The following is a 10,774-nucleotide window of genomic DNA, read 5'->3' on the forward strand; positions in this document are numbered from 1 at the left end:
GCCTCCGCACCGGCGTACACCCACCGGACCGGACAGCGCGCGCCCAAGCCGCCCATGCCGATGGCCGCGAACTTCGTCCGACATATCGAACACTAAGGAACGCTTGTGACCGACGCTTCCGCCACGGCCGCCGCACGCAGGCCCGGTGAGCAGGCCCTCACCGCGCTCGGCCTGGCCGCGCCCGATCCCGATCCCGCCGACGCCTCGCCGCACTCCTTCCCGGGCGGCGGCCGCTGGCGCACCGAGATCCCCTCCTGCGAGGGGCCGGAGGCGCTGGGCGTGGTGCTCAAGGAGTCCTCGCGCCTCGACGTGCCGATCCACCGGATCAGCCAGGGCAGCGGCGTGTGGATGCTGACCGACGCCGAGATCACCGAGATGGTCGAGGCCACCGCCGAACGCGACATCGAACTCTGCCTGTTCACCGGGCCGCGCGGCACCTGGGACATCGGCGGCTCCACCCGGACCGACTCGGGCGGCGCGGGCCTGCGCGCACGCGGTCACGACGCGGTCGCCGGGTGCGTCGAGGACGCGGTGCGGGCCACCGAGCTGGGCGTCACGTGCCTGCTCGTCGCCGACGAGGGCGTGCTGTGGACGCTGCACCGGGCCCGCGCGGCCGGCATCCTCCCCGCCGACACCACGCTGAAGCTCTCGGCACTCGTCGGACCGGTCAACCCGGCCTCGTACGCGGTGTACGAGCGGCTCGGCGCCGACTCCGTCAACGTGCCCAGCGACCTGACGCTGGATCACCTGACCGAAATACGACGGGTTTCGGCCGCGCCGATGGACATGTACATCGAGGCTCCCGACGACCTCGGCGGCTATGTGCGCATGTACGAGGTCGCCGAGCTGATCCGGCGCGGCGCCCCGCTGTACCTGAAGTTCGGCCTGTCCAAGGCGCCGGGGATCTATCCGTACGGCCACCACCTGCGGGAACTGACGCTGGCCACCGCGAAGGAGCGGGTGCGGCGCGGTCGGCTCGCCCTGGACCTGCTCGCCCGGCACGGAGCGGGAGGGGACATGGCGCCGCTCGGCACCCGGCTGCCGGGCTCGCTCAACCGGTTCGAGATCTCGTCATAACGTTCCGGAAACTCCCTTCTCAAAAGACGACACGACCGCGCACAATCCCACACACCTGCCTCGCCGACCCAGTCCTCACATCAAGGATGATGACCATGCGCAACCGCAGAGCCGCACTCGCCGCGATAGCCTCCGCCGCCTCGCTCGCCCTCACGCTGACCGCCTGCGGCCAGAACAGCGAGGGCGGCAGCGAGGAGGACAAGGGAGGCAGCGACGGCGCCACCGTGGGCATCGCGATGCCGACCAAGTCCTCCGAGCGCTGGATCACCGACGGCGCCAACGTCGAGAAGGAACTGAAGGCCAAGGGCTTCGAGACCAAGCTCGTCTTCGGCGAGGACGACCCGGACCAGCAGGTCTCGCAGATCGAGAACATGATCACGCAGGGCGTGGACGCCCTGATCGTGGCCGCGATCGACAACAAGTCGCTCAACAACGTCCTGCAGCAGGCCAAGGACGCCGACATCCCGGTCATCTCCTACGACCGGCTGATCCTCGGCACCGAGAACGTCGACTACTACGCCTCGTTCGACAACGAGAAGGTCGGCGAGCTGCAGGGCGGCTACATCGTCGACAAGCTCGGTCTGAAGGCGGGCAAGAAGGGCCCCTTCAACATCGAGCTGTTCGCCGGCTCCAACGACGACAACAACACCAGGTACTTCTTCAACGGCGCGATGAAGGTCCTGAAGCCCTACATGGACAAGGGCCAGCTGGTCGTCCGCTCCAAGCAGACCGCCCTCAACCAGGTCACCACCCTGCGCTGGGACGGCGGCACCGCGCAGAAGCGCATGGACGACCTGCTCACCTCCAGCTACCGCAGCGCCCGGGTCGACGCGGTGCTCTCGCCCTACGACGGCATCTCCATCGGCATCCTGTCCGCCCTGAAGTCGGACGGCTACGGCTCCGGAAGCAAGGCCATGCCGATCGTCACCGGCCAGGACGCCGAGATCGCCTCGGTGAAGTCGATCAAGTCGGGCCAGCAGACCCAGACCGTCTTCAAGGACCTGCGCGAGCTCGCCAAGGTCGCCGCGAACATGGTCGACGCGGTCCTGGACGACAAGAAGCCCGAGGTCAACGACACCAAGTCGTACGACAACGGCTCCAAGGTCGTCCCGGCCTACCTGCTGCAGCCGGTCAGCGTCGACAAGAGCAACTGGGAGAAGATCCTGGTCGACGGCGGCTACTACTCCGCGGACAAGCTCAACTAAGCGGGCCCCGACAAGGATTGGAAGGCACGACCATGGCGGGACCCGTCCTGGAAATGCGCTCGATCGTCAAGACCTTTCCCGGTGTCAAAGCGCTGTCGGACGTCACGCTGACCGTTCGCCAGGGCGAGGTCCACGCCATCTGCGGCGAGAACGGCGCCGGCAAGTCGACCCTGATGAAGGTGCTCTCCGGCGTCCATCCGCACGGCAGTTACGAAGGCGAGGTCCTCTTCGAGGGCGAGACCTGCCGGTTCAAGGACATCCGGGCGAGCGAACAGCACGGCATCGTGATCATCCACCAGGAGCTGGCGCTGGTGCCCTACCTGTCGATCGCGGAGAACATCTTCCTCGGCAACGAGCACGCCAAGCGCGGACTGATCAACTGGAACGACACCCTCAGGCACGCCACCGAGCTGCTGCGCCGGGTCGGTCTCGACGAGCACCCCGAGACCCGCGTCGCCGACATCGGCGTCGGCAAGCAGCAGCTGGTGGAGATCGCCAAGGCGCTGTCGAAGAAGGTGAAGCTGCTCATCCTCGACGAGCCGACGGCGGCGCTCAACGACGAGGACAGCGGCAAACTCCTCGACCTGATCCTTCAGTTGAAGGAGCAGGGCATCACCTCGATCATCATCTCCCACAAGCTCAACGAGATCCGCCGGGTCGCCGACTCGGTCACCATCCTCCGCGACGGGCGCTCCATCGAGACGCTCGACGTGAAGGCGGCGGAGACGACCGAGGACCGGATCATCAGCGGCATGGTCGGCCGCGACCTGGAGAACCGCTTCCCGGACCGGACCCCGCACCAGCCCGAGCAGGGCGCGGCCCCGGCCCTGGAGATCCGCAACTGGACCGTGCACCACCCCATCGACCAGCAGCGCAAGGTCGTCGACGACGTCTCGATCGAGGTACGCCGCGGCGAGATCGTCGGCATCGCCGGACTCATGGGCGCCGGCCGCACCGAACTGGCGATGAGCGTCTTCGGCCGCACCTACGGCCGGCACGCCGGCGGCACGGTCCTCAGGGACGGCAAGGAGATCCGGACGAAGACCGTCCCGGAGGCGGTCCGGCACGGGATCGCGTACGTCACCGAGGACCGCAAGCACTACGGCCTCAACCTCATCGACACCATCAACCGGAACATCTCGCTGTCCGCGCTGGGCAAGGTCTCCAAGCGGGGCGTGGTCGACGAGCACGGCGAGCGGCAGGTCGCCGAGGACTACCGCAAGTCGATGAACATCAAGGCGCCGACCGTCTTCGAGCCGGTCGGCAAGCTGTCCGGCGGCAACCAGCAGAAGGTCGTCCTCAGCAAGTGGATCTTCGCGGGTCCCGAGGTGCTGATCCTGGACGAACCCACGCGCGGCATCGACGTGGGCGCCAAGTACGAGATCTACACGGTCATCGACCGCCTGGCGGCCGAGGGCAAGGCGGTCGTGTTCATCTCCTCCGAACTGCCGGAGCTGCTCGGCATGTGCGACCGCATCTACACGATGGCCGCGGGACGGCTGACCGGTGAGTTCTCGCGGGCCGAGGCCTCGCAGGAAGCGCTGATGCGGCAGATGACGAAGGACAAGTTGGACCGGAAGGACGAAGAGGTAAGCCGATGAGCACCGACCTGACCGCCAAGACCCCGGCACCGGCGCCGCCCGGCGATGAGGGTTCGGCCTCCGGCGGCGGCCTGCTGCAGCTGATGCTCGACGGCATGCGCCGCAACATGCGCCAGTACGGCATGCTGATGGCCCTCGGATTGATCGTGGTGCTGTTCGCGGTGTGGTCCGACGGCGACCTGCTGCTGCCGCGCAACGTCTCCAACCTGGTGCTGCAGAACAGCTACATCCTGATCCTCGCGATCGGCATGATGCTCGTCATCATCGCCGGCCACATCGACCTGTCGGTGGGCTCACTGACCGCCTTCGTCGGCGCGACGGCCGCCGTCCTGATGGTCAACCACGATCTGCCCTGGCCGGTGGCGGTGATCCTCTGCCTGGCCATCGGCGCCGCCGCCGGCGCCGTACAGGGCTTCTTCATCGCCTATCTCGGCATACCGTCGTTCATCGTGACCCTCGCGGGCATGCTGCTCTTCCGCGGTCTGACGGAGATCTTCCTCGAGGGCCAGACCCTCGGCCCGTTCCCGAAGGACCTGCAGAAGATCGCCAACGGCTTCCTGCCCGAGGTCGGCCCGAACACCAACTACCACAACCTCACCCTGCTGCTGGGCTTCGCCCTGATCGCCTTCGTGGTGTACCAGGAGGTCCGCGACCGCAAGCGGCAGCAGGAGTTCTCCCTCGACGTGCCGCCGGTCAAGCTGTTCCTGCTCAAGCTGGTCGCGCTGGTCGCCGCGGTCCTCGTGGTCACGATGCTGCTGGCCAGCTACAAGGGCGCCCCGATCGTGCTGCTCATCCTGGGCGTGCTGGTGGTCGGCTTCGGCTACCTGATGCGCAACGCGATCATCGGCCGCCACATCTACGCCATCGGCGGCAACCTGCCCGCGGCCAAGCTGTCGGGCGTCAAGGACAAGAAGGTCACCTTCCTGGTCTTCCTGAACATGGGCATGCTCGCGGCCCTGGCGGGTCTGGTCTTCGCCGCCCGCTTCAACGCGGCCTCGCCCAAGGCGGGCCTCAACTTCGAGCTGGAGGCCATCGCCGCCTCGTTCATCGGCGGCGCGTCGATGAGCGGCGGCGTCGGCACGGTCCTCGGCGCGATCATCGGCGGCCTGGTCCTCGGCGTGCTGAACAACGGCATGAACCTCGTCGGCATCGGCACCGACTGGCAGCAGGTCATCAAGGGCGCGGTGCTGCTGGCGGCGGTCGGGTTCGACGTGTGGAACAAGCGCAGGGTCGGTTCGTAACGGATCTCGGGCCCCGCCACCGACGGCGGGGCCCGCTTCTTTTCACGGAAGTACAGGAGCCGCACATGGAACTGAGCAGACGAACGGTCATCGCGTCGGCGGCCGCGGCCGGCGTGGCCGCCACCGCGGTCGGCGGCACGGCGCACGCGTCGGGAGGCAGGAAACCGGTGAAGGAACTCTTCGGCAAGCTGGCCGACGGGACGAAGGTGTACCGCTGGTCGCTGGAGAACGGCGGCACGCGGATGAAGGTGCTGTCGTACGGCGGCGTCGTGCAGTCCCTGGAGATCCCCGACCGCCGGGGCCGCTACGCGAACGTCTCCCTGGGCTTCGACAACCTCGACGACTACGTCGCCCGCAGCCCGCACTTCGGCGCCCTGATCGGGCGGTACGGCAACCGCATCGCCAAGGGCCGCTTCACCCTGGACGGCAAGGAGTACCAGCTCTCCGTCAACGACGGGGAGAACTCCCTGCACGGCGGCGCCCTGGGCTTCGACTACCGGGTGTGGGACGTCGAGCCCTTCACCGAGGGCTCCGACACCGGCCTGGTGCTCCACTACACCAGCATCGACGGCGAGATGGGCTACCCAGGCACGCTCAGGGCGAAGGTGACGTACACCCTCACCCGGCGCGGGGACTGGCGCATCGACTACGAGGCCACCACCGACAAGGCCACCGTCGTCAACCTCACCAGCCACGTCTACTGGAACCTGGCCGGCGAGGGCAGCGGCACGATCGAGGACCACGAGCTGTCGATCGCCGCCTCCCGCTACACCCCCACCGACGCCGGTCTGATCCCCACCGGCGAGCTGGCGCGGGTCTCCGGCACGCCCTTCGACTTCCGCCGGTCCAAGCCGATCGGCCGGGACATCCGCGACGCCCACCCGCAGCTGGTCACCGCCAAGGGCTTCGACCACAACTGGGTGCTCGACAAGGGCATCACCGACCGCCCCGAGCACATCGCCACCCTGCGCGAGAACGGCTCCGGCCGCACCCTGCGCATCGCCACCGACCAGCCCGGCCTGCAGTTCTACTCGGGCAACTTCCTCGACGGCACCCTGACCGGCACCGGCGGCTCCCTCTACCGCCAGGGCGACGCCCTGTGCCTGGAGACGCAGCACTTCCCGGACTCGCCGAACCAGCCGTCGTTCCCGTCGACCGTGCTGCGGCCCGGCGAGACCTACCGGACGTCGACGGTGCACTCGTTCGACGCGTAGCCGACGGCAGGACGCGGGCACACTTTCTTCACACGTGTTGAACGGTGCCCCGTCCGCCTCCGTATACAAGGGCGGCCCGCGTCCCCCGCGCGGGCCGCCCACTTACGGAGGTCCACTTGTCCGGCAACGTCACCTCGTTGTTCCGCAGCACCGCGGCGCACAGCCCCTCGATGGCGGCGCTGGCGCGGGAGAGCGGCGAGGCGGCGGGCGCCGGTCCGGTGGACTTCTGCATCCCCTGCAACCCGTACTTCCCCACCCCGGCGATGTTCGACGAGATGGCCGGCCGGCTGCGCGACATCATCACGTACTACCCGAGCAGCGCCGACACCATCACCGCCGAGCTGTGCAGCCTGCTCCAGCTCCCGCCGCAGTGCGTGGCGATGGGCAACGGCTCCACGGAGCTGATCACCTGGATCGACCACCTGCTGGTCCGGGAGTCCCTCGCCGTCCCCGTCCCCACCTTCGGCCGCTGGACCGACCAGCCCATGGAGACCGGCAAGCGGGTCGACATGTTCCCGCTCCAGGAGGCCGGCGGCTTCGCCCTCGACCTCGCCCGCTACGGCGAGTTCGTCCGGGCCAGGGGCACCCGGGCCGTGGTCGTCTGCAACCCCAACAACCCCGACGGCGGCTACCTGCACAAGCAGGCGCTGGTGCAGTTCATGGACGCGATGGCCGACCGGGACCTGGTCGTGGTCGACGAGTCCTTCCTGGAGTTCGCCGACGCGGAGGCCGAACCCAGCGTGGTCCAGGAGGCGATGCTGCGCCCCAACGTCGTCGTGCTGCGCAGCCTCGGCAAGAACTTCGGGCTGCACGGCATCCGCTTCGGCTACCTGGTCGCCAACCCGGCGCTCGCCGGCCGGGTGCGCGCCATGCTGCCCAGGTGGAACCTCAACTCCTTCGCGGAGTACGTGGTGTTCATGCTGCGCGACCACGGCCCCGAGTACGCGCGGAGCCTGCACCAGGTGCGCCGCGACCGCCTGGAGATGGCCGCCCAGCTGTCCGCGCTGCCCGGCCTGACCGTGTACCCCTCCCAGGGCAACTTCCTCTTCGTCCGCCTCCCCGTGGGCGCGGAGGGCACCGCCGTGCGCGACCGCATGCTCACCGAGCACCGGGTGCTGGTCCGGGAGTGCGGCAACAAGATCGGTTCGTCCAGCCGCTTCCTGCGTCTCGTGGTGCGCCCCCAGGGGGACGTGCGTCGCCTGGTGTCCGGCCTGGAACAGGTGCTCTACGGGGCCGGGAGGGATGCCGCCGTGCCCGGGCCGGCCACAGGGACCGGCTACAGCTCGGGCACGGCGGCGGTGGACCGCCTGATGTACGAGACCAACGGTTCCGGTATGCGCGCGATCACCGCCCAGACCGCCGGTGCCGGTGCCCCGGGGCTCGCCGCCGCTCCGTCCCCCGGCACCGGCACCGGTGTGCCGCTGCCCGCCGCGGTGCCGGGCCCCCAGCCGGTGCCGTATCCCGGGCCGGTGCCGGTCCCCCACCCGGCACCGGTCCCCCACCCGGCACCGGTCCCGCAGCCCGCGCCCGCCCCGGTTCCGGCGCCCGCCGCTGCCGCCGCGTACCCGCCGCCGTTCGGGCCCACCCCGCCCGGCGTCCCGGCCCGCGGCGGCCTCACCGCGGCCCAGGTCCGGGGCACCGACGGCCTGGAGTCGGTCCCGGCGACGGGCTGGCCGAACGCGGCGGGGATGGGCCGGGCGGGCTGATCCGCGCCGGGTGGCCCTACCCGGCCGGGGCGGCCGGAGAGCCCGACGGGGTCGGGCAGGGCGGGTCCGTCGGGGAGGGGGTGGGGTCGGGAGACGAGGACGGGGACGCCGGTTCCGTGGCACAGCCGTCCGTCGGGGTCGGCGAAGGGCTCGGTCCGGTCGGGTCCGGCGAGGGGCCCGGGGACTCGGTGGACGGCTGGGAAGGGCCCGGGACCGTCGGGGAGGACGGGTCCGGAGCCGTGGACGGCACGGGCCGGGACGGGGACGTGGACACGGAGGGTCCCGGGCGGCTCGGCGTGGTGCTCGGGTCCGGGCCGATGTCGATGCCGTCGTCCGCGCCTCCGCCGCCGTTCCCGCCCCCGTGGCCACCGCCGTTGCCGCCGCCGCTGCCGCCGCTCTCGCCGTCGACGGGCTCGGTCGCCGGGGTGTCGCCGCCCGCGCCGGGGCTCTTCGGGACGACGCCCTTGCCGTCGGGGACGGTGTGGACTCCCCGGCTGTAGAACTCCAGCCAGTGTCGGACGAGTTCGAGGTAGGTGCGGGAGTTGTTGTAGCTGAGGACCGCCCGGTCCAGATCCGCCGCCCGGCCCAGGTCCCGGTCGCCGGCGCACAGGTAGTGCCCGGCCGCCAGCGCCGCGTCGAAGATGTTGTTCGGGTCGGCCCGGCCGTCCCTGTTGCCGTCCGCGCCCCAGCGGGCCCAGGTGGACGGCAGGAACTGCATCGGTCCCACCGCCCGGTCGTAGACGGTGTCGCCGTCGTGGGCGCCGCCGTCCGTGTCCCGGATCAGGGCGAAGCCCCGTCCGTCGAGCGGCGGTCCGGTGATACGGCCGAGGGTCGTGCCGTTGCGGTCGACCGCGCCGCCGCGCGCCTGGCCGGACTCGACCTTGCCGATCGCCGCGAGCAGTTCCCAGGGCAGCCGGCAGCCCGGGTCCGTCCCGCCGACGGCGGTCTCGGCGGCGCGGTAGGCGCGCAGCACGGTGGCCGGGATGCCCGACTGGGCGCGGATCTGCGGCCCGAGCGCGGGAGCGGCGGCCGGTCCGCCGTCGCGTGTCCTCAAGGGCGGGAGTTCGGTGTGGTAGGAGCCGTCACCCGGCGGGGCGAGTTCGGCGAACGGGCCGTCCGTCGTCGGCAGGCTCAGGTCGTCGGCCGCCGGTCCCGCGTGGGTGTCCTCCTCGGAGCCGGTGAGGCCGGGGGCCTGGGACGCGGTGAGGGCCGCCATGGCCGCCACCGCGAGGGCGGTCGTGCGCAGTCCCTTGCGGGCCCGCCCGCGGTACAGGCGTCGGGCACGGCGTACGGACATGGTCGTCACTCCTGTCGGTTCCGTCGGAGATGCGGGGGGGCGCTCGTGCGGGTGGTCGGTCGTGCGGTTCAGCGGCCGAAGGTGTCGAGGGCGGAGACCCGCCAGCGTCCGTCGCGGTGCACGACGTCGACGGCGAGCATGGCCGCCGCGTACACGCCCTCGTCCTGCCCGGCCCCCTCGCCCGCCTCGCTCTTCTTGTCCGTCGCGGCCTTCTTCCCGGTGGTGGCGACGCTGCTCTGGTCGGCGTAGACGAGGACCCGGGCGCGGTCGCCGTCGATGCGTTCGACCGCGCTCTCGGTGACCGTCGTGGTGATCACCGCCTTCTGCTCGTCGGCCCGCGCGCGGACGTCGGCGAGCAGGTCGCGGTGCTGGTCGACGGCCTTGCCCGTCAGGAGTTCCTTGGCCGCCTCGTCGAGGGCGCCGGGGTCCGCGTGGTCGTAGGAGAAGAGCCGGTCGACGGCCTTGGCCACCTGTCCCTTGATCTCGCTGGTGCGGGCGAGGTCGGTCAGCGCGGTGTTGCTCCGCGCCGGCTCGGACCTGAGCCCCTCGGCCTCCGCGTGCGCCCAGCCCGCGAAGCCGCCGAGGAGCACTGTGAGCGCGCAGAGCAGCGCGAGGAGCGGGGGGCGGCGGCGTGGCCGGGTCCCGGTGGCCTTCGGGTCCGCCTCGTCCGTGGCCGGGTCGGCGGTGGCGGCCTCCGTGGGCTCCAGGACGGCTGTGGTGCCGCGCGTACCGGTGCCGAGTGGCGTGCCCTCGGTGCGTTCCGGGTGCCCCGCGGAGGCGGCGGGCCGGGTCTCGCGGGCCTGGCGGCGCCGCTGGCGGTTGATGTGGTGACGGGTCGTCGACATGGTGCGGTGTCCTCCTCGCTGCGGCCGGCTTCGCGGTACGGAACCGGGTCAGCCGGTCGATGTGCCGCCGACGGGTGCCTGTCCCAGTGCGCTCAGCTTCCACCGGCCGTCGGTCCGGGTGAGTTCGCCGAGCATGCGGCTGTCCTTGTCGCTCTTCGCCCCGTCGGCCGCCTTGACGGTGACGCGCAGGGCGACCAGCACGCGGGCGCGTCCGGCGCGGTCGTCGAGTTCGGTGACGGCGCCGGACAGCACCCGGGCGGTGCTCACCGTCTTGGCCTCCTTCACCTGGGCGGCGAACTCGTCGCGTCCGGAGGCGAGTTGTTCGTGCAGTTCGCCGGTGGTCGACGACTCCCACAGGTCCAGGCCGCGGTTCAGTTCGCGGTGGTCGAGCGTGTTGAGGTTCTGCACGGCCTGCTCACCGGCGGAGAGTGCCGCGTCCCGCTGGGCGGCGTAGGCGGCCTGCTCGTCGTGGGCCGCTCCGTACCAGTCCTGGCCGGCCCAGGCGGCGAAACCGCCCGCCACGAGGGTGAGGGCGAGGGCCAGGGCCGGGACCGCGCGTTTCATGGGGTGCTCCAGTCTCCCGCGCAT

9 protein-coding genes are annotated in these 10,774 nt (G+C 70.9%); 6 read left to right on the forward strand and 3 right to left on the reverse strand.

Translation table 11 applies throughout. From position 1 onward, the window contains the following. The first annotated feature begins 105 nt into the window (after window positions 1-105). The 6 genes from ACGH52_RS12565 (at window position 106) to ACGH52_RS12590 (ending at window position 8,044) form a co-directional block, all read left to right on the forward strand. The gene (locus ACGH52_RS12565; protein ID WP_076974168.1) at window positions 106-1,077 is read left to right on the forward strand and encodes a hypothetical protein; all 972 of its coding nucleotides are present in this window, start codon (window positions 106-108) and stop codon (window positions 1,075-1,077) included. 95 nt (window positions 1,078-1,172) lie between these two features. Then, window positions 1,173-2,282 carry a multiple monosaccharide ABC transporter substrate-binding protein gene (chvE, locus tag ACGH52_RS12570; protein ID WP_121701325.1) on the forward strand — a complete coding sequence of 370 codons (1,110 nt, stop codon included), beginning with the start codon at window positions 1,173-1,175 and terminating at the stop codon, window positions 2,280-2,282. A 32-nt stretch (window positions 2,283-2,314) separates the two neighbouring features. Next, entirely contained in the window at window positions 2,315-3,883 is a 1,569-nt protein-coding gene (gene mmsA / locus ACGH52_RS12575) for a multiple monosaccharide ABC transporter ATP-binding protein (RefSeq protein WP_076974170.1), read from the forward strand. Continuing rightward, window positions 3,880-5,124, forward strand: coding sequence for a multiple monosaccharide ABC transporter permease (gene mmsB / locus ACGH52_RS12580; RefSeq protein ID WP_076974171.1), 1,245 nt, complete (start codon window positions 3,880-3,882; stop codon window positions 5,122-5,124). The genes mmsA and mmsB overlap by 4 nt, the downstream gene beginning before the upstream one ends. A gap of 65 nt (window positions 5,125-5,189) precedes the next feature. After that, window positions 5,190-6,338, forward strand: a complete 1,149-nt coding sequence (locus ACGH52_RS12585) for an aldose epimerase family protein (protein ID WP_399939089.1) — start codon at window positions 5,190-5,192, stop codon at window positions 6,336-6,338. A 116-nt stretch (window positions 6,339-6,454) separates the two neighbouring features. Beyond that, a complete protein-coding gene (locus ACGH52_RS12590; RefSeq protein ID WP_399939092.1) occupies window positions 6,455-8,044 on the forward strand; it encodes a pyridoxal phosphate-dependent aminotransferase in 1,590 nt (529 codons plus the stop codon). Window positions 8,045-8,060: 16 nt separating this feature from the next. Here the strand turns inward: ACGH52_RS12590 and ACGH52_RS12595 are convergent, their stop codons facing one another. The 3 genes from ACGH52_RS12595 to ACGH52_RS12605 all read right to left on the reverse strand — a co-directional run bounded on the left by ACGH52_RS12595 (window position 8,061) and on the right by ACGH52_RS12605 (window position 10,774). After that, complete coding sequence (locus ACGH52_RS12595; RefSeq protein ID WP_399939095.1) at window positions 8,061-9,341, reverse strand: lytic murein transglycosylase; 1,281 nt, start codon at window positions 9,339-9,341, stop codon at window positions 8,061-8,063. A 68-nt stretch (window positions 9,342-9,409) separates the two neighbouring features. Further along, window positions 9,410-10,186, reverse strand: a complete 777-nt coding sequence (locus ACGH52_RS12600) for a hypothetical protein (protein WP_121704032.1) — start codon at window positions 10,184-10,186, stop codon at window positions 9,410-9,412. A 48-nt stretch (window positions 10,187-10,234) separates the two neighbouring features. Next, window positions 10,235-10,774 carry a nuclear transport factor 2 family protein gene (locus ACGH52_RS12605; protein WP_076974175.1) on the reverse strand — a complete coding sequence of 180 codons (540 nt, stop codon included), beginning with the start codon at window positions 10,772-10,774 and terminating at the stop codon, window positions 10,235-10,237.

The sequence above is a fragment of the Streptomyces sp. BBFR25 genome (assembly GCF_044590125.1).
Classification (GTDB): domain Bacteria; phylum Actinomycetota; class Actinomycetes; order Streptomycetales; family Streptomycetaceae; genus Streptomyces; species Streptomyces canus_D.

Coding starts and splice junctions, on each gene's coding strand:
- ACGH52_RS12605 (WP_076974175.1), bottom strand. CDS start 10,774: ATGCGCGGGAGACTGGAGCACCCCATGAAACGCGCGGTCCCGGCCCTG.
- ACGH52_RS12600 (WP_121704032.1), bottom strand. CDS start 10,186: ATGTCGACGACCCGTCACCACATCAACCGCCAGCGGCGCCGCCAGGCC.
- ACGH52_RS12585 (WP_399939089.1), top strand. CDS start 5,190: ATGGAACTGAGCAGACGAACGGTCATCGCGTCGGCGGCCGCGGCCGGC.
- mmsA (WP_076974170.1), top strand. CDS start 2,315: ATGGCGGGACCCGTCCTGGAAATGCGCTCGATCGTCAAGACCTTTCCC.
- mmsB (WP_076974171.1), top strand. CDS start 3,880: ATGAGCACCGACCTGACCGCCAAGACCCCGGCACCGGCGCCGCCCGGC.
- ACGH52_RS12595 (WP_399939095.1), bottom strand. CDS start 9,341: ATGTCCGTACGCCGTGCCCGACGCCTGTACCGCGGGCGGGCCCGCAAG.
- chvE (WP_121701325.1), top strand. CDS start 1,173: ATGCGCAACCGCAGAGCCGCACTCGCCGCGATAGCCTCCGCCGCCTCG.